The following is a 17877-nucleotide window of genomic DNA, read 5'->3' as shown; positions in this document are numbered from 1 at the left end:
TCCCTTCAACATCTTATATAGAAGGGAAGGTTGGCAAAATGGAAATCGAAAGAATAAATGAACATACAGTAAAATTTTATATTTCCTACGGTGATATTGAAGATCGCGGATTTGACCGTGAAGAGATTTGGTATAATCGTGAGCGCAGTGAAGAGCTGTTTTGGGAAGTAATGGACGAAGTGCACGAAGAAGAAGAATTTGCAGTAGAGGGACCGCTTTGGATTCAAGTACAGGCACTTGACAAGGGTCTTGAAATTGTCGTGACAAAAGCCCAACTTTCTAAAGATGGACAAAAGCTCGAATTGCCGATTCCAGAAGATAAAAAAGATCAAACAGATGAAGAAAGCTTAGACGCACTGCTTGATGATTTTCATAAAGAAGAGCAAGATCAAGAAGACCATAATGAGAAGGACAAAAAACTTCAACTTCAATTCGTGTTGAAAATGGATGATTTTGAAGATTTGATTGCACTTTCTCAATTAAATATGCAGGATTTTACCACAAGTTTATATTCGTTTGAAAACCGTTATTATCTATATGTTGACTTCCACGAGGATTTGTCAGATGAGCAAGTGGAGAATAAGCTCAGCATTTTGCTTGAATATGCTCATGAATCAGTTGTCAGCATCTACAGACTGAAAGAATACGGTCAGCTGATTATCGAAGGGAATGCCCTTGAAACGATTCAACAGCACTTCTCGTAACTAACAAAAAGTCGATTTCTATAGAGGAATCGGCTTTTTTATCTGAATGAATAGATAAATAAAGAGATCGGCAAGGAGAAAAATGAAATGAGAAATTTAGTCAAAGTTCTATTTTTTCTAATCATTACGATAGGTGCTTATATAATCATCCAATTGATTGCCGGTGATTTAGCGGTAAGTGTATTAAGTTCTGTCAGTGTTCTATTTACTTTATCGATTATTTTCATCGGATTTGTTATTTTCTTGGAGAACCGGAATCCATCTCAAACGATTACATGGCTTGTCCTGCTGGGTAGCTTTCCATTATTCGGCTTTTTGTTCTACATTTTCTTTGGACGCAATATTAAAAAGCGCCGGCTGTTTGAAAAGAAAGCGGTATTGGACGAGCAGTTAATCCAGGAAGATGAACGTATTCATAGAGAAGCGATTGAAAAAATGACACATATGGGTGATCATCAGCAGCTCTTATTTAAACTGGCCCACAGACTTGGACATACTCCTATTACATATCGCACGTCCTCTAAAGTCTTAACCAATGGTGAAGAAACATTCTCTCATATTTTTGAAGAAATCAAAAAAGCAACACATCACATTCATTTAGAATATTACATTCTCCGCCACGATGACCTTGGCCAAGAATTAAAGGAGATTCTAATTGAAAAAGCGAAAAATGGCGTGATTGTCCGTTTTTTATATGACGATGTAGGAAGCTTAAAGCTCTCTCGTCAATATATTGCTGACCTAGAAAATGCTGGCGTTCAGATCGTTCCATTTTTACCAGTAAGGCTCCCCCTTTTAAATAATAAAATTAACTTCCGAAATCATAGAAAAATTGTCGTAATTGATGGAGAAGTGGGATTTGTCGGCGGGCTTAACATTGGAGATGAATACTTGGGCCGAAGCAGACAATATGGATTCTGGCGTGATACACACCTGATGATTAAAGGCGAAGCTGTTCGTGACCTCCAGCAGATTTTCATGCAGGATTGGTATTATATGACGAATGAAAGATGCTCAGGTGTGGATTATTTCAAAGATTTCAGCCACCTTGAGAGTACAACAGAAGGCGTACAAATGATTGCTGGCGGGCCTGACAAGCAGTGGGAGGTCATTAAAAATCTCTTTTTCTCTATGATCATCTCCGCTAAAAAGTCCATCTGGATCGCTTCACCGTATTTTGTCCCGGATGATGATATTTTGTCCGCTTTGAAAATTGCCGCATTGAGCGGAGTAGATGTCCGGATTATTGCTCCAAAGAATCCAGATAAACGGATTGTGTTCCATGCGTCTCGTTCATACTTCCCGGAGCTTCTTGATGCAGGGGCGAAGGTGTACGAGTATGATCAAGGCTTTATGCATAGTAAATTTATTATTGTGGATAATGAACTGGCTTCAATTGGAACGGCAAACATGGATATGAGAAGCTTTCATTTGAACTTTGAAGTGAATGCCTTCCTCTATAAAACGAAAAGCACAGAAAAGCTCGTCAACGATTTCTTAGGTGATTTAGAGCAGTCACATGAAATTGTGTCAGAAGAGTTCGCAAAGAGACCTTTGAGGGTCAGACTGTTTGAATCAACCGCAAGATTATTATCACCACTTTTATAAAGATTGTATTTCCCCTCTTTTCTATAAGGGGGATTTTTTATTTTACTGAAGTTATGATTAGTAAAATCATCTTTTGACACGGTAAAAATTCATTTTCCCTTTTCGCTTTCTTATAAACGAACAAGCTATAATACAGTCATCAAAGAGCGAGGGGCGAACTGAATGAATGCAGCAATGATGGATAACGGTAAGCTTATCCGAATTACAAATCATCTATCGAAAAGTCGGCTGGAGCATGTAAGAACGACGTGCAAATTTTATTGTCCTGAATGCAGGGAGGAGGTGCAATTAAAGCTAGGGGAGCATCGTGTCTATCATTTTGCGCATAAACAGCTGACAGCATGTTCGTTAGACTCAGGCGAAACGGCTTATCATCAGGCGGGAAAGGAAGCCATTATGAATTGGTTGAAGCGGCTTGGACATAAACCGGCGCTGGAAAAGTATATGTCAAAGGTTCATCAGCGTCCTGATGTGACCGTCTCTATAGGAAATGAAGCCTATGCAATCGAATTTCAATGTGCAAATATTTCCCGGCAGGAGCTACGCAGAAGAACAGCAGGTCTCCGTGAAGCAGGTCTCTTTCCTATATGGATGATAGGGGCAAATCGTTTGAAACGAAAATCTGCCCAGCTTTTTTCTTTCTCCTCCATTCATTGGGGAATTTTAAGGGAATCAGAGAAAAGGCGGTTGATTTTTTTCTGCCCGATCCACAATAGATTCATCCATCTTGATCAATTTCTCGTGTTTCAACCAAAGAAAATATGTGCGGCAATGACTGTCAGACCACCTTCCACATACAGCAAAATTCCGGCACTCCTATCTCCGCCCTCAAGCAAGCGTCAAGTAAACCAACAATGGCTTAAATGTATACAGCAATTTAGGCAGCGTCCTCCTCGCATTTTATCAAATGAAAGCAAACGTTTGAGAGATATTTTTTATGAGCATCATCAAACAGCATTTCCTTTTTTGCCGACTGCATTATTTATCCCGGTGCAAGAAGCCTATATCTTTACAAGTCCCGTATATGTTTGGCAGGGATGTCTCTATGATTGGATGATGAGGAAAAAAGGAAACAGGCGAGTAACGATTCAACAGCTGATGAAAGAAATCAACCGGTGTGTGCAGATGAAAGAAGTGAAACTCCGATATAGTGATGTGTCAAGAGAAGAAATAAAAGTGGTAATCACTGAATATGTAAAGGCGCTTGTAAGACAAGGGTTTTTACATATGACAAAAGAGGGTAATTATGAAGTATCGTCGAATCAAATGCCAATACAAACACTTGATGAAGTGTTAAAACGAGATGCTTTCTTATTTCATTAGCATGTTTCATGACCACTTTGATCATGATAAGAAAAAGGTGGTGCTGCTATTGAATCGAAAGAAACGCTTTTTTCTCATTTTTTTAGTCTGTTTGGTATTTATTTCTGCATATGATTTGACAAATATAGTTCAAAACAAAGAAGATAAATACAACACCAATTTCTTTCACTTTCCGAAAGGTTGGTTCAACACAACTCATGCAAGGGGGATTCATATGACTTCACAAAACAAAAACAATCATCTACCAGACAGAAGCGAAGTAAAAGAAGAAAACAAATGGCGCCTTGAAGATATTTTTGAAAGCGTCGATGCATGGAACAAGGAATTCGAAGCGGTCAAAAAAGAAATTCCGAAGCTGGCCCAATTTAAAGGCAAGCTGGCCCATTCTGCTGATGTCCTGTATGAAGCCCTAACCTTTCAGGATCAACTTTCTGAAAAGCTTGGCAAGCTTTATACATATGCGCACATGAAATACGATGAAGATACAACGAACTCATCCTTTCAGGCGTTAAATGATAAAGCCTCGAATCTATTTACACAGTTGTCTAGTACATCTGCTTATATTGTTCCAGAGATTTTATCAATTCAAGAAGATAAATTGCAGCAATTTATTCTGGAAAAAGAAGAATTAAAACTGTATTCACATGCTCTCGAAGAAATTAATAAAGAGCGTCCACATATTTTAAGTGAGGAACAAGAAGCTTTATTAGCTGAGGCCTCTGAACCACTTTCATCTTCATCTACTACTTTTAGTATGTTTAACAACGCCGATATTTCATTCCCTTCTGTAAAGGATGAGAATGGGGAGGAAAAGAAAATTACCCACGGCAACTTTATCACATTTTTAAATAGTGACGATCGTGAAGTGAGAAAGAATGCCTTTAAAGCTGTGTATAAAACGTATGATCAGTACAAGAACACACTTGCTTCTACACTAAGCGGTTCAATTAAAAAGGATAACTTTTATGCAAAAGTACGAAATTACAAATCAGCAAGAGAAGCAGCATTATCACGAAACAGCATCCCAGAAGAAGTGTATGACAATCTAATTGATACAGTTCATCAATATTTACCGTTATTACACCGCTATATTGAATTACGCAAAAAGGTATTAAAGCTTGATGAAGTGCACAATTACGACTTGTATACACCACTTGTGAAAGATGCTGGCATGAAGCTCACCTACGATGAAGCAAAGGATTATATGCTGAAAGGGTTAGCGCCATTAGGAGAAGAATATGTGTCTGTGTTAAAAGAAGGACTCGAAAATCGCTGGGTAGACGTTTATGAGAATAAAGGCAAACGAAGCGGTGCTTATTCATCAGGAAGCTATGGTACAAATCCATATATCCTCATGAACTGGCAGAATAACATTGATAATTTGTTTACGCTGGCTCATGAATTTGGGCACTCTGTCCACAGCTACTACACAAGAAAACACCAGCCATATCCGTATGGAAACTATAGTATCTTTGTAGCTGAAGTGGCTTCCACTACAAATGAAGCGTTACTAGGCGAATACCTGCTTAATCATTTAGACGATAAAAAACAGCGCTTGTATGTATTAAACCACTTGTTAGAAGGGTTTAGAGGAACAGTATTCAGACAAACGATGTTTGCTGAGTTTGAGCATCTTATTCATGTGAAAGCACAAGAAGGAGAGGCTTTAACGCCAGAATTTATGACGAACCTTTATTATGACCTGAACAAGAAGTATTTTGGTGACGGCATGGTGGTTGATAAGGAAATTGGATTAGAGTGGACGAGAATTCCTCATTTCTATTACAACTATTATGTGTATCAATACGCAACAGGCTATAGTGCGGCGCAGGCATTAAGCAAGCAAATCTTACAAGAAGGAAAACCAGCGGTAGAGCGCTATACAGATTTCCTTAAGGCAGGAAGCTCTGATTATCCAATCAATGTGCTGAAAAAAGCTGGTGTTGATATGGCTTCTAAAGAACCAATTGAAGCAGCATGCCAATTGTTTGAAGAAAAACTAAAAGAAATGGAAGAGCTCATCTCCAAAACAGGTGAGTAATGAAAAGACTTCTGTCAGACGTGTGAGTGCCAGCTCATCTTTTGACAGGAGTTTTTTTCTCATAAAAAAGACCTCTTCAGATGTAGAGGCCAATCCTTTTTAATGATCAACCTTTAAAACCTCTAAAGGTCTTACGATGATTCATTCGATAAAGCGTAAAAAGAATCGCAGCAAATAAGAGTGGAGACGTCAAATAAAGAGGAAGCATTTTCATTAAGCCTAATATATTTAAAAAGAAACATAAGCCAATGGCAACAAGTCCAATAGTTGTGCTGCGCATGCAGATCCCCCCATTTTTTTGTTACTTTTACTATATGAAAGTGACAACCCTCTTATGTTTTGTGACAAAAATATGAACATATAGTATATCTGTTGTCATAAGTCGACAAAATTTGATATACTACAGATGTGAAATTAATCACATACAAACATTACCCCTTTGTTTGACCGTGAAAAATTTCTCCCATCCCCTTTGTTGTCGTTAAGACATAGTGAAACCGCGCTTATCCCGGCGCGGTTTCTTCGTGTCTATAAATGGAACAAACGTTCCTTTTTAGAGTAAAGAAAAACATGGGTCAGCACCCATGTTCATTTTCACAGCGATATACATCAAGATCTGTATGGTGGTCATTCTCTTTATAGCGCCAAAACATTTCTTGCTGCACTTGTACACGTTCTACCTTTTGAGCGAAAGCCAGCTTCTTCATTTCTCGTTCAACTTCTTCAAGCGTCAGGTCATAAACAACGGCTATCTCTTTTGCGGATGCAAATTGAAAGTATGCAATAAACCATTCAATTGGAGGCCGTTCTGATGGTGTTGGTTTTTCACCAATCATTTCAAAAAGGATTTCCTCGTATATATCATAAGAGTAGGCACCTGAAATTTTTAATCCTTCATCTCCATTTACGGTATTAAAAAAGGCGAAGGTCGGAAGCTCAGATACGTCCATTTCAGCTGCAATTTTCATATCACATTGCAGTGCTTTCACCGCACTTTGAGAATGAATGTCGCGCTGGAATTCCTCGATGTCCAGACCAGCACTTTTTGCATTTTCTATCAGCACCTGCTCACTTGTGACATCTTGCTGATGGCAAAAAAGCGATTCTTGAATGAGACGCAAAAATTTCATTCCGCATTTTCTACCTTGAAGCTCCGCTGCTTTTAATGCGAGTGAGGCGAGGTAGGGTGATGTCACAATTTGTTCAGACAGCATTTGTTCTTTTTTGGTCTGCGTTTTAGTGGCAAATTTTCCCCATGCTTCAGTCAGTAAATGCTTCTTTCTTTTCCGATTCAATGCATTAATACTAGAACTTGTTACCGTTCGTAAAGTGAAAAAACGGCCATATTTCATTTTCAATTTTTTAATGGATGGCTCTAATAACCAGCAGTCTGGGCTTAGAGGATCAATGAATACATAGATTTCAATCGGCTTTTGAGGATGTCCGTGACAGTGTGAGAAATATTGATCGTGCGAATTGCAGCTCAAGATCGTCCATCCTTCTCAGTTGTTTGGTTGACCATATGACGAGCCGTCAGAGAAAGCCGTTCAAATAAAAAGTCACGAATATCGCCGGTTAGTCCTACTTGATCCATTGCATCCTCCATGCATTCAAGCCATGCGTCCGCCCGCTCCTCAGTAATCGGAAAAGGGAGATGTCTCGCCCGCAGCATTGGGTGGCCATGCTCCTCTGTATAGAGCGGTGGTCCGCCTAAATATTGCGTTAAAAACTGTTTTTGTTTTCTTGCTGTTTCTTTTAAGTCATCCGGGAAAATAGGATGAAGCAAAGGATGACACTTTACATTTTCATAAAAAGTATCAACAAGTTGCGATAGAAGTTCCTCTCCAACCGCTTCGTAAGGTGCGTTAAACGATTGTACCATGTTGACTACTCCTTTTACTCGTAGTTAATAGGATGACTCACCCTATTGCGCATTTCATTTATTTCAAAAGTGATATTCAGTTTGTTCTATTTTATTGTTTCTATTCTTGTACTTATTTTAACAACCTCATCTCAATTCCACAAACAAACAGCTTTGGTCTGCTCTAAATAAAGAGTGGGTTGGGTTCCGTGATCAATTGACCATATCATAACACATTCAGTCAAAAAAGGGGGAAAAGCGACATACAAAAAACCGAAGAGGTTATTCTCTTCGGTTTAAGCGAAATATTGAGCTGTGATTTTCTTTACATAATTTTGTGTTTCTTTAAATGGAGGAATGCCACCATATTTATCAACATTCCCTGAGCCTGCATTATAGGCAGCTAAGGCGAGTGAGACATTTCCATTATATTTCTGAAGCATTTGTTTTATATACTTCGTACCGCCTTCAATGTTTTGAGCAGCATCAAAGGCATTATTTACACCAAGTGACTTAGCCGTAGATGGCATGAGCTGCATGAGACCAAGCGCACCTGCATGGCTGACAGCATTCGTGCGATAGCCGGATTCCTGCTTAATGACTGCGTGAATAAGCTTTTCAGGAACGCCATGCTTTTGAGCCATTTGTGACACGATTTGATTAATCTCTTTTGATGATGAGCCGCTGGAGACAGCCTTTTGAAGCGGCGGTGTGTAGCTGTTGTTTAAGACATTTCCAATGCCGTTCGCTGTATTTAATTGATTGTCATTTCCATACAAAGATTGAGCTGGAAGCTGATCACTGCCGACAATCGCAGATAAATATGGGTTTGTACGCGCATATTGCGTGTTCGGAGCCGTTGATGGGTCCGTGCCCATAAAAGCAGAAATGGATAGCGGGAGACGTGATAATTCCGATCCGCCTAAAAAATCTTGCAGCAGCGATTGAAATGAAGCTTGGGCATTTGATTCTTGACCGGCAGACATTTGCGTTTGTGCTGGATCTGTTTGTAACGTTTTAAGCGCTTGAAGCTGCATAAAGGATTGAAGTTGATTAACGTTCATCATGTTCCTCCTTCAAGGAATTCATCTATTCTGTGATTTCATTTTTTCTTCATAAAAACGAACGACTTTGTTTTTCGTGTTTCGTACTGGGATATGAAATTTGCGGAGCAATGCGGAGAAAGCGGCTTGTCCGATTTCCAGGTCGCTCACTTCAAATTCAAGTTCATAGTCCTCTACTGTTAAATATCGGCTGTGATCCAAAACAATTAAGCCTTCTTGGATCATTTTTTCTGCTCTTGACGTTTCAAGTGAACCAAAGTACACAATTTGATCCTTTTGAATGTTCAGGTGGTCTAATCTGTCTGCAACTTCACCTTCTGGCAGCTCAAAATCATTTAGTTGTGATGGAGGAGCGATCGTTTGATGGGTTTCAAGCAAGCCTATCTCGTGCGGCTCCTTTAATGTGAGCACCCATTGACCGCTTTTTTCTCTCATTCTTAATGCAGCCAATTGAGATTTTATATCAAATTGAGGTGTATCAAAATAATAGTTGGTTTGCTTGTGGAAATCCGCATCCTTCAATTGAAAATGCTGTTTCAGCTGTTCAAATTCTTCTTTCATTAATAATTGTTTTAGTTCTATTTCAATTTCCTGTGCCATTTTGACATCAACCTTTCATTTAGAGGAAATATGATTATTGTACATGAAGTGTGTTCACCATGTAAAAGACTGTTTTTTTCTCTTTATTTTCTTTAGGCGTGGACCAAATTGAATGAAGAATCATGGGAAAAAATCATTTAAAAGAGAAAAACAGGATTTTCTCCAAAAGTTCGGTTTATCAATATTGAACTTGATATGATAAAATAAAGCTGTACTTTGTTGTAAAGGAGATCATGATGCAAAACAGAATTGAAATCACAGAAGCAACTTTAAAAGAAGACAGGCTGATTTTGACAATCCAGTCAGAAGAGCAAATCCAAAAAGCAAAAGCATCAGGACAAATGCTTGTTGATTCTGATCACTTTGCGTTCGTTTACATACTTGAAACCGAGGAGTCCTTTTCGTATCTTATTTTAGGGGAACATACATGGGCTCCATTAAAAGAAGCAATGAATCGTGACATCCCTGTCTATTTGGCATCGGATGAATATTCGCTGGAACTCATTCAGCTTCAACAGGAATTACATTATTTAATCGACAATATTAAAGACAATGCCAATTACGGAGATATGGAAGAGAAAGTGAAAAGCACATTCCTCTGAAATAATTAGGTATATGGAATTGGGGGAAGTTTCATGGACAAAAAACAATGGGATCAATTCCTCGCACCGTATAAACAAGCAGTCGAAGAATTAAAAGTGAAACTAAAAGGCATTCGAAAGCTGTATGAATTCGAGGATGACCATTCACCAGTAGAATTTGTCACAGGCCGAGTGAAACCCGTTGCCAGCATATTAGAAAAGGCAAAGCGTAAAAACATCCCGATGCATGAGATTGAAACGATGCAGGATATTGCTGGGCTTCGCATTATGTGCCAGTTTGTAGAAGATATACAAGTCGTGAAAAAAATGCTCCAGTCACGTAAAGATTTTGTGGTTGTAGATAAACGCGATTATATTGCAGAACATAAAGAAAGCGGATACCGCTCTTACCACCTTGTTGTGTTATATCCGCTGCAAACGATCAACGGAGAGAAGCAGCTCCTTGTCGAAATCCAAATTCGTACGCTTGCGATGAACTTTTGGGCGACCATTGAGCATTCTCTGAATTATAAATATAGCGGGAATATCCCGGAGAAGGTCAAGCTGCGCCTTCAAAGAGCATCTGAGGCAGCATCTCGTCTCGATGAAGAAATGTCCGAAATTAGAGGGGAAATTCAAGAAGCACAAGTGGCATTTTCCCGGAAAAAGAAAAACGACAGCTGAGCCAGTTTGATCAAATATGATGCTGCCCTCTCATAGCAGCAAGGTGAAAAAGGAGAAGAATTCATGAAATTTGCAGTTTCTTCAAAAGGGAATTCTGTATCTGACACGCTCAAAAGTAAAATTCAGACCTACTTATTGGATTTTGGTATGGAACTAAATGAAGAGGAGCCGGATCTTGTCATTACGGTTGGTGGAGACGGCACCCTTCTTTATGCCTTTCACCGCTACAGCAGCCGTCTGAATGAAACAGCCTTTGTCGGTGTTCATACAGGTCATCTTGGCTTCTATGCTGACTGGGTGCCGAGTGAAATTGAAAAGCTCGTCTTAGCCATTGCAAAAACGCCTTATCATATTGTGGAATATCCGATCTTAGAGGTCATTGTCAGATACAACGACGGCGGCAGAGAAGAGAAATATTTAGCAATGAATGAATGTACGATTAAAAGCATGGAAGGGACACTTGTGGCAGATGTTGAAATCAGAGGCCAGCTGTTTGAAACATTCAGAGGTGACGGCCTTTGTTTGTCTACTCCATCAGGCAGTACGGCCTATAATAAGGCACTTGGAGGCGCCATTATTCATCCTTCCATTAGAGCCATTCAGCTGGCAGAAATGGCTTCAATCAACAACAGAGTGTTTCGGACGGTCGGTTCACCGCTTATTTTGCCTGACCACCATACTTGTGTGATTAAGCCGAGAAATGATGTCGATTTTCAGGTGACCATTGATCATTTGACGCTGCTCCATAAAGACGTCAAATCCATTCAATGCCGGGTGGCAGATGAGAATGTCCGTTTTGCTAGATTTAGACCGTTTCCGTTTTGGAAAAGGGTGCAAGATTCCTTTATCGGAAAAGGAGAATAAGAAAGAGGTTGTTCCCGCTGGAATACTTTACGTTAAACAAAACCATGACAGCCAAAGAAGAAGGGCTGCTTTTAAAGGAATATTTAATTGATCTTGGCATTTCGAAAAGAATGCTGACGGATATTAAGTTTGATGGCGGTGACCTCCTCATCAATGGAGAGCATGTTACCGTGAGATATGAGCTGCATGAAGGGGACAGGCTCACCATTTTATTTCCCGAGGAAAAAGTGAGTGAAGGGCTGAAGCCTGCACCGATTCCGCTAGATATTATATTTGAGGACGAGCATGTCCTTGTGCTGAATAAAAGGCCGTATATTCCATCGATCCCTTCTCGGGAGCACCCCGAGCACAGTATTGCGAATGGATTACTGCACCATTATGCTAAGCAGTCTGTTCGGCATACGGTTCATTTGGTGAACCGCCTTGATCGTGATACATCTGGCGTCATGCTTGTGGCAAAGCATCGCTATGCCCATAGCCTTTTATCAAAGGCGCAAAAGAGTGGAGCGGTTAAGCGCACATACAGAGCGTTTACACATGGCATGATCACAGAAAAACATGGAACCATCGCTGCAAAAATTGCCCGAAAAGGGGATAGTATCATCGAGCGTATGGTTGATGATACTGGGCAGGAGGCAGTGACGCATTATACCGTGCGAGCGGTAATCGCTGAGTTGAATATGTCAGATGTGTCTCTCTCGCTTGAAACCGGGAGAACACATCAAATTCGTGTGCATATGCAATTTCTTGGGCATCCGCTCATCGGAGATACGCTGTATGGCGGAAGGGCCGAGCGTATAGACCGGCAGGCACTGCATAGTGAGACCCTTGTGTTTCCTCATCCGATGACAGGTGAGCAAATGACATTTTCAGCTCCGCTTCCTGATGATATGAAATCATTGCTTTTTTAACAAGAGAAACCCGGTCACCTGCAGCGCAGGGCCGGTTTTTTATGATGTGAAATGCTGAAATCTTGACTCATCATAAGGCATGGATGAAGGAACGGATACCGTTTTAAGCTCAGGGTATGTGAGGGCAGACAGCTTGTTGCCAAATACGCAGCCTGTATCAATATTGACCGTTCTGCCAACGAATCGAGGCTCTTTCACAGGTGTATGACCGTACACAATCCACGGTTTTCCGTGATACTCCTTTGCCCAGTCCTTGCGAACAGGCCGTCCATCTGGCCATGTTTCTCCTGTGACGGCACCAAATAATAGATAGGACCGCATCTGTTTATTCGGCTTTTTCCCAATATCCTTTTCCTTCATCGCTGCATGTGCAATGATCAGCTCATCAGGAATGAGGACATCATAAAGCGGAGCCTTCTCGAATAACTGCCTAAATTCATGTGACAATTTGTTTTGTTCATGAATGGGCAGTTTTTTTATTTCGTTCACTGTCGTTTCGATGCCATGAAGCAATTTGACGGGATTTCCTTTTAAATAGCGATAAAGCTTAAAGCAATGGTTGCCAGGCACATAGCGGATTGCGCCGTGTGAATAGGCATGAATGACAAATCGCATGACGTCTACTGACTGAGGCCCTCGATCTGTTAAATCACCGACAAGGGCCAGCGTTCTCTTATCAGGATGGACGGGTAATCCCTGTTTGAGTTCGTATCCTAGTTTGTGTATGAGGGTAAGCAGCTCTTCGTAGCAGCCGTGGATATCGCCAATGATATCAAATTTCATAAGGTTTCCTCCTGATTTTTTTCATCCATTCGTCGGATATAAAGAAGTTTGAATTTTAGAAAATATAACGAATGGCTTTCATTTCATTTAGGCAATTGTTAGAATCAATGCTTTAACGTAAGACTTATAAAATTAAACATGAATGTTAGGAGGCTTTAGCCAATGGAGCATACATCTGTTTCATCACTCGTTGTCGTGATTATTGTCGCCTTTTTCACCCCTATTTTATTGCACCGATTTAAGCTGACCATTCCTGTCGTTGTAGCTGAAATCATCATGGGGCTCATCATTGGAAAAAGCGGTTTTCAATTGGTTGTCGAACATGATGCGTGGTTAGATACATTATCCATGCTCGGTTTTATTTTTCTGATGTTTTTAAGTGGACTTGAAATAGATTTTTCTTCTTTTGAGTCAAAGAAGAAAGCACGAGAACTTCCAAATGGTTTAAAAGAACCAAATACATTTAAAGCAGCCACCATTATTTTTCTTGGGGTATTTTGTATTTCTTTTATTCTGTCCTATGCGTTTGTACTCGCAGGGTTTATCCAAAATGCCTTTTTAATGACGCTCATTATCTCTACCATCTCATTAGGCGTAGTGGTTCCAACCTTAAAAGAGGAAAAGTTGATGCAGACGAATATCGGTCAAATCATTCTGCTTGTAGCTGTCATTGCTGATTTGGTCACGATGATTTTACTTGCAGTGTTTTCCTCCATTTATGGAGATGGAACAGGGAACATGTGGCTTCTGCTCTTATTATTTGCCGCAGGCATTCTTCTTTATTTATTTGGCCGCGTATTTAAGACAAAGTCAATTTTTCAGTCGATGTCAAAAGGAACCGTGCAAATTGGGACAAGGGCAATCTTTACTCTCATTATAGTCTTAGTTGCCTTATCTGAATCACTCGGGGCTGAAAATATTCTAGGGGCGTTTTTAGCTGGCGTGCTTGTGTCCCTTCTTTCGCCAAATAAAGAGCTCGTTCAGCAGCTGGACTCATTTGGCTACGGATTTTTAATCCCGATCTTTTTTGTAATGGTCGGAGTGGATCTGAATATATGGGCACTGTTTAAGGACCCAACGATTATGATCATGATTCCGCTGCTGTTTATTGCATTGCTTATGAGTAAACTCATCCCGATTCTTTATTTGAAAAAATGGTATGACATGAAAAAGGTCATTGGCTCCGGCTTTTTATTAACTTCAACGCTATCACTTGTCATTGCAGCTGCAACGATTGGTGAGCGGCTCGGTGTCATTGATCATAAAATGTCTGGAGCGCTGATTTTAGTTGCTGTGCTAACGAGTATTTTAACACCTGTTTGGTTTAAAGCGCTCTTTAAAAAAGAACAAGCGGCGAGCCATAAGAAGCGTGTGACCTTTATTGGCGCAAATCAGCTGACTTTACCTGTCACACTTGATTTGCATCAGGATGAATATGACATTCGGATTTTGCATGTGTTTCAAGAAAATAAGGAAGCACTGCTGGCAGACTCTATCTTTGAAGTCGAATCAATAGAACAATACGACGATGAGACGCTAAGAAAGGCAGGCGTCGGCCAAGAGGATGTCCTTGTCGTCGCAACAGGCAGTGAGACGAAAAATAAGGAAATTGCTTTATTTGCAAAAGAAGAAGGAGCAAAACAAGTCATTGCAAGTGTCAATAAAGCTGAGGCAGAGCTGACTTTGAAGGAAGCAGGTATTGATACGTTTTCTACTTTCCTTTCATCTAAAACGGTGCTAAGAGCTTTGATTGAAGCACCTGATGCGATTCGATTGCTAACAAATGAGGATTCTTCTTTGTATCAAATTCAAATGAACAATCATCGTTATCATAATGTCATGCTGAGAGAATTTCCTTTTACCGGTGATTTGGTATTTGTTCGGATTTTCAGAGGGGTAGACAGCTTAGTACCGCATGGAGATACGACACTTAGAAGCGGCGACCGTGTGCTTGTATCGGGCTCCCGGGAGTATGTGGCAGGACTAAGAGCCCAATTAGAATGATAATGAACCCTTGACCAATGAACAATTCCTGATTAAGATAGAGGTACAACATCATATATTTGATCCACTAGGGGAGTCCTTTAAAAGGGCTGAGATAAAAGTGTCGACTTTTAGACCCTCATTACCTGAACAGGTTCATACCTGCGTAGGGAAGTGGTGCGGTTTTTGACTATGCTTTTTACAAATTCCAAGCCACTTTCCACGCGGAAAGTGGCTTTTTTATATGGAAAAACAGGAGGAGAGGAACATGACGTTTTCAACAGAATGTAAAGAGGCTGCAGCAACATGGTGGAATGGAAGCTTTACGCATCCTTTTGTCAAAGGGATTGGGGATGGCACACTTTCACTCGATCGTTTCACCTATTACGTGATGCAGGATTCGTATTATTTAACTCATTTTGCAAAGGTGCAGGCATATGGAGCGGCGATTAGTGAGGACTTACATACGACGGGCAGAATGGCGTATCATGCACAGGGCACGTATGAAGCAGAGCTGTCGCTGCATAGGAAATTTACAGAGCTTCTGCAAATTTCTGATGAAGCCATTGAGAACTTTAAGCCTTCCCCCACTGCTTATGCGTATACCTCTCATATGTACCGGTCTGTAAAAAGCGGACGGTTTGAAGAGATTTTAGCCGCGTTATTACCTTGTTACTGGCTCTATTATGAGGTAGGTGAAAAGCTGAAACAAACAACACCTGACCATCCAATTTACCAAGAATGGATTTTGACATATGGAGGCGATTGGTTTAAGGAACTCGTTTTCGAACAGGTGAACCGCTTTGATGAACTAGCAGAAAAAGCACCAGAACATGTACGCGCCAATATGAAAGAAAATTTTGTGATTTCAAGCTATTACGAATATCACTTTTGGGAGATGGCGTATCAAAAAGAATTGTGGCAAACAGCATGCTTAGATGGGGTTGGTGCAAATGGAACTCCACGCAGTGACAAATGATTCGCTTCCTGCGGGTGAACTGATCAAACAAATAAAAGCCATTGCGTCTGAAGTGGATTTTATTCATATTCGGGAACGGTCTAAAACAGCAGGTGAGCTTGTTGATCTCGTGAAGAATCTCCTTTTAGAAGGTGTGCCGAAAGAAAAGCTCGTGATCAATGACCGAGTAGACGTGGCGCTGCTAACCAATATTCACAGGGTGCATCTTCCGGGCCATAGCTTTTCGCCGAAAGAGCTGCGAAGAAAATTCCCTCACCTTCATGCAGGGGTGTCCGTCCATTCGATAGAAGAAGCGAAAGCAGCAGAGAAAAATGGAGCAGAGTATGTCATGTTTGGGCACGTATATGCCACCTCTTGTAAACCAGGACTTCAGGCAAGAGGTGTACAGCTTGTGAAAGAACTGACTACTGCACTAACAATTCCAGTGGTGGCCATCGGCGGGATGACCCCAGAACGAGTTTCAGAATTGAAACACGCTCATGTGAAAGGAATCGCTGTCATGTCTGGGATTTTTGCTCATCATCAGCCGCGTATGATGGCACAAGCATTTTCTGAAAAGGTAAAGGAGAATCCTTATGAAAAAGCATTATGACGTTGCAATCATTGGTGGTGGAATCATAGGGATGTCAATCGCCTATCACCTTGCAAAAGCAGGAAAACAGGTGATCTTATTTGAAGCGAATGAGATAGGGAAGCAAACGACAAGTGCGGCTGCCGGGATGCTCGGTGCACATGCTGAAGGAGAGGGGCATGAGGATATTTTCTTTCAGGCAGGCAGAGCAAGCCAGGCATTATACGAAAAATTAAAGGTCGATCTTTTGCATGAATCAGGCATTGATATTCGGACTTCAGCAGGCGGCATCATGAAGGTCGCCTTTACTGAAGAAGAGAAGCAGGCCCTTTGCCGGATGCAGCATTTGTCTACATTTAAGTGGCTTGACGCAAGCAGCGTAAAAAAATGCATGCCTCAAGTAACAGATCACATGCTGGGAGCGGGTTTGATTGAAGAGGATGTGCATGTGGAGCCTTACGCTGTATGCAGGGCTTTGTGGCAGGCAGCGGTCCGCTACGGAGCAGATGTGAAAGAGTGTACACCTGTGATCGAAGTGAAGCGGGACAAAGAAGTGTTAACTGTCAGAACAACGAAGGGCACATTCACATGTGATGACCTGACAGTCGCAAGTGGTGTATGGTCTGGCCGTTTTTTTGAAGAGCTCGGATTATCGCATTCTCTTTATCCAGTAAAAGGGGAATGTGTGTCTGTATGGAATAATGGTCCGGCGCTCGCACACACCATTTATCATGATCATTGTTATATCGTTCAGCGAGATAGTGGAAAGCTTGTTATCGGTGCAACGATGAAGCCAAACGAGTGGCAGGCTGTTCCAACGCTTGGTGGAGTGGAAACTGTGATTCAAAAGGCGTCTCAGCTTATGCCTTCTATTAAAGAGATGCCGATTGAAGAGTGCTGGGCAGGCCTTCGTCCGGCGACAAACGACCGGCATCCCTATATCGGAAGACATCCAGAAGACAAGCGTATTCTTTTTGCTGCAGGGCATTACAGGAATGGCATTTTACTTGCGCCGATTACTGGAGAAATCATTCGTGACCTCATATTAGACAAACCGGTCAAAGAGGAATGGCTTCACGCATTTCGTATTGGACGAAAGGAGGCACTATTCGTATGAAGATTCAATTGAATGGCAGAATCGTTGACTTCGATCAAGAGAATGGAACGATCTATGATCTTCTATCAGCCTATCAGCTTGAAAACCGTGTGGTGATCGTTGAAAAGAACCAAGAAATCATTGATAAAGAAGCGTTTCAACAAGAAGTAATTCAACCAAATGACACGATTGAAATCGTTCATTTTGTAGGAGGAGGATGATCC

Annotated in this window: 19 protein-coding genes and 1 riboswitch; of the genes, 13 read left to right on the top strand and 6 right to left on the bottom strand. The window is 41.0% G+C overall.

The window, feature by feature from the left end:
• Positions 1-38 precede the first annotated feature (38 nt).
• From mecA to pepF, 4 genes are all read left to right on the top strand, one after another.
• Positions 39-704 (top strand): adaptor protein MecA, encoded by a 666-nt coding sequence (gene mecA / locus ACP69X_RS08575; RefSeq protein WP_024425038.1) that lies wholly within the window; start codon positions 39-41, stop codon positions 702-704.
• 87 nt (positions 705-791) lie between these two features.
• Positions 792-2312 carry a cardiolipin synthase gene (cls, locus tag ACP69X_RS08570; RefSeq protein WP_041089842.1) on the top strand — a complete coding sequence of 507 codons (1521 nt, stop codon included), beginning with the start codon at positions 792-794 and terminating at the stop codon, positions 2310-2312.
• 162 nt (positions 2313-2474) lie between these two features.
• Positions 2475-3635: a competence protein CoiA family protein gene (locus tag ACP69X_RS08565; protein ID WP_426052591.1), complete on the top strand. Its 1161-nt coding sequence runs from the start codon at positions 2475-2477 to the stop codon at positions 3633-3635.
• Positions 3636-3849: 214 nt separating this feature from the next.
• Positions 3850-5676 (top strand): oligoendopeptidase F, encoded by a 1827-nt coding sequence (gene pepF, locus ACP69X_RS08560; protein ID WP_281733681.1) that lies wholly within the window; start codon positions 3850-3852, stop codon positions 5674-5676.
• A gap of 106 nt (positions 5677-5782) precedes the next feature.
• On the opposite strand, the gene ACP69X_RS08555 is transcribed toward pepF, so the two are convergent.
• From ACP69X_RS08555 to ACP69X_RS08535, 5 genes are all read right to left on the bottom strand, one after another.
• Positions 5783-5956, bottom strand: a complete 174-nt coding sequence (locus tag ACP69X_RS08555) for a hypothetical protein (protein ID WP_039177829.1) — start codon at positions 5954-5956, stop codon at positions 5783-5785.
• Between the two features lie 295 nt (positions 5957-6251).
• On the bottom strand, positions 6252-7163 hold the full coding sequence (locus ACP69X_RS08550; RefSeq protein WP_041089848.1) for a ClpXP adapter SpxH family protein: 912 nt from the start codon (positions 7161-7163) through the stop codon (positions 6252-6254).
• A complete protein-coding gene (locus tag ACP69X_RS08545) occupies positions 7160-7558 on the bottom strand; it encodes a thiol management oxidoreductase (RefSeq protein ID WP_269103941.1) in 399 nt (132 codons plus the stop codon). Before ACP69X_RS08545 ends, ACP69X_RS08550 begins: the two co-directional genes overlap by 4 nt.
• A 275-nt stretch (positions 7559-7833) precedes the next feature.
• Positions 7834-8601, bottom strand: coding sequence for a lytic transglycosylase domain-containing protein (locus tag ACP69X_RS08540; protein WP_073979841.1), 768 nt, complete (start codon positions 8599-8601; stop codon positions 7834-7836).
• A 21-nt stretch (positions 8602-8622) separates the two neighbouring features.
• On the bottom strand, positions 8623-9201 hold the full coding sequence (locus tag ACP69X_RS08535; RefSeq protein ID WP_041089852.1) for a CYTH domain-containing protein: 579 nt from the start codon (positions 9199-9201) through the stop codon (positions 8623-8625).
• A 236-nt stretch (positions 9202-9437) separates the two neighbouring features.
• Between ACP69X_RS08535 and ACP69X_RS08530 the strand changes: the two genes are divergently transcribed.
• The 4 genes from ACP69X_RS08530 (at position 9438) to ACP69X_RS08515 (ending at position 12241) form a co-directional block, all read left to right on the top strand.
• The gene (locus ACP69X_RS08530; RefSeq protein ID WP_024425029.1) at positions 9438-9803 is read left to right on the top strand and encodes a hypothetical protein; all 366 of its coding nucleotides are present in this window, start codon (positions 9438-9440) and stop codon (positions 9801-9803) included.
• A gap of 33 nt (positions 9804-9836) precedes the next feature.
• Positions 9837-10466, top strand: coding sequence for a GTP pyrophosphokinase (locus tag ACP69X_RS08525; RefSeq protein ID WP_039177834.1), 630 nt, complete (start codon positions 9837-9839; stop codon positions 10464-10466).
• A gap of 63 nt (positions 10467-10529) precedes the next feature.
• Entirely contained in the window at positions 10530-11330 is an 801-nt protein-coding gene (locus ACP69X_RS08520; protein ID WP_041089854.1) for an NAD kinase, read from the top strand.
• Between the two features lie 17 nt (positions 11331-11347).
• Complete coding sequence (locus ACP69X_RS08515; protein ID WP_338527957.1) at positions 11348-12241, top strand: RluA family pseudouridine synthase; 894 nt, start codon at positions 11348-11350, stop codon at positions 12239-12241.
• A gap of 39 nt (positions 12242-12280) precedes the next feature.
• Here the strand turns inward: ACP69X_RS08515 and prpE are convergent, their stop codons facing one another.
• The gene (gene prpE, locus ACP69X_RS08510) at positions 12281-13024 is read right to left on the bottom strand and encodes a bis(5'-nucleosyl)-tetraphosphatase PrpE (RefSeq protein WP_041089856.1); all 744 of its coding nucleotides are present in this window, start codon (positions 13022-13024) and stop codon (positions 12281-12283) included.
• Positions 13025-13186: 162 nt separating this feature from the next.
• Between prpE and ACP69X_RS08505 the strand changes: the two genes are divergently transcribed.
• From ACP69X_RS08505 to thiS, 5 genes are all read left to right on the top strand, one after another.
• The gene (locus tag ACP69X_RS08505; protein WP_041089858.1) at positions 13187-15028 is read left to right on the top strand and encodes a monovalent cation:proton antiporter family protein; all 1842 of its coding nucleotides are present in this window, start codon (positions 13187-13189) and stop codon (positions 15026-15028) included.
• Positions 15029-15087: 59 nt separating this feature from the next.
• Positions 15088-15197, top strand: a riboswitch (TPP riboswitch).
• Positions 15198-15275: 78 nt separating this feature from the next.
• Positions 15276-15986, top strand: a complete 711-nt coding sequence (gene tenA, locus ACP69X_RS08500) for a thiaminase II (RefSeq protein WP_039177838.1) — start codon at positions 15276-15278, stop codon at positions 15984-15986.
• The gene (gene tenI / locus ACP69X_RS08495; protein WP_269103938.1) at positions 15961-16578 is read left to right on the top strand and encodes a thiazole tautomerase TenI; all 618 of its coding nucleotides are present in this window, start codon (positions 15961-15963) and stop codon (positions 16576-16578) included. The genes tenA and tenI overlap by 26 nt, the downstream gene beginning before the upstream one ends.
• The gene (gene thiO / locus ACP69X_RS08490) at positions 16562-17674 is read left to right on the top strand and encodes a glycine oxidase ThiO (protein WP_268473848.1); all 1113 of its coding nucleotides are present in this window, start codon (positions 16562-16564) and stop codon (positions 17672-17674) included. The genes tenI and thiO overlap by 17 nt, the downstream gene beginning before the upstream one ends.
• On the top strand, positions 17671-17874 hold the full coding sequence (gene thiS / locus ACP69X_RS08485; RefSeq protein ID WP_041089862.1) for a sulfur carrier protein ThiS: 204 nt from the start codon (positions 17671-17673) through the stop codon (positions 17872-17874). The genes thiO and thiS overlap by 4 nt, the downstream gene beginning before the upstream one ends.
• Positions 17875-17877 lie beyond the last annotated feature (3 nt).

The sequence above is a fragment of the Bacillus sp. DC4300-2b2 genome (assembly GCF_049895685.1).
GTDB classification, from domain to species: domain Bacteria; phylum Bacillota; class Bacilli; order Bacillales; family Bacillaceae; genus Bacillus; species Bacillus safensis.
This window is presented reverse-complemented; position numbering and strand designations above follow the sequence as displayed.

Coding starts and splice junctions, on each gene's coding strand:
- ACP69X_RS08530 (WP_024425029.1), top strand. CDS start 9,438: ATGCAAAACAGAATTGAAATCACAGAAGCAACTTTAAAAGAAGACAGG.
- thiS (WP_041089862.1), top strand. CDS start 17,671: ATGAAGATTCAATTGAATGGCAGAATCGTTGACTTCGATCAAGAGAAT.
- ACP69X_RS08555 (WP_039177829.1), bottom strand. CDS start 5,956: ATGCGCAGCACAACTATTGGACTTGTTGCCATTGGCTTATGTTTCTTT.
- tenA (WP_039177838.1), top strand. CDS start 15,276: ATGACGTTTTCAACAGAATGTAAAGAGGCTGCAGCAACATGGTGGAAT.
- ACP69X_RS08520 (WP_041089854.1), top strand. CDS start 10,530: ATGAAATTTGCAGTTTCTTCAAAAGGGAATTCTGTATCTGACACGCTC.
- pepF (WP_281733681.1), top strand. CDS start 3,850: ATGACTTCACAAAACAAAAACAATCATCTACCAGACAGAAGCGAAGTA.
- cls (WP_041089842.1), top strand. CDS start 792: ATGAGAAATTTAGTCAAAGTTCTATTTTTTCTAATCATTACGATAGGT.
- ACP69X_RS08525 (WP_039177834.1), top strand. CDS start 9,837: ATGGACAAAAAACAATGGGATCAATTCCTCGCACCGTATAAACAAGCA.
- ACP69X_RS08565 (WP_426052591.1), top strand. CDS start 2,475: ATGAATGCAGCAATGATGGATAACGGTAAGCTTATCCGAATTACAAAT.
- ACP69X_RS08545 (WP_269103941.1), bottom strand. CDS start 7,558: ATGGTACAATCGTTTAACGCACCTTACGAAGCGGTTGGAGAGGAACTT.
- tenI (WP_269103938.1), top strand. CDS start 15,961: ATGGAACTCCACGCAGTGACAAATGATTCGCTTCCTGCGGGTGAACTG.
- ACP69X_RS08535 (WP_041089852.1), bottom strand. CDS start 9,201: ATGGCACAGGAAATTGAAATAGAACTAAAACAATTATTAATGAAAGAA.
- mecA (WP_024425038.1), top strand. CDS start 39: ATGGAAATCGAAAGAATAAATGAACATACAGTAAAATTTTATATTTCC.
- thiO (WP_268473848.1), top strand. CDS start 16,562: ATGAAAAAGCATTATGACGTTGCAATCATTGGTGGTGGAATCATAGGG.
- ACP69X_RS08540 (WP_073979841.1), bottom strand. CDS start 8,601: ATGAACGTTAATCAACTTCAATCCTTTATGCAGCTTCAAGCGCTTAAA.
- prpE (WP_041089856.1), bottom strand. CDS start 13,024: ATGAAATTTGATATCATTGGCGATATCCACGGCTGCTACGAAGAGCTG.
- ACP69X_RS08505 (WP_041089858.1), top strand. CDS start 13,187: ATGGAGCATACATCTGTTTCATCACTCGTTGTCGTGATTATTGTCGCC.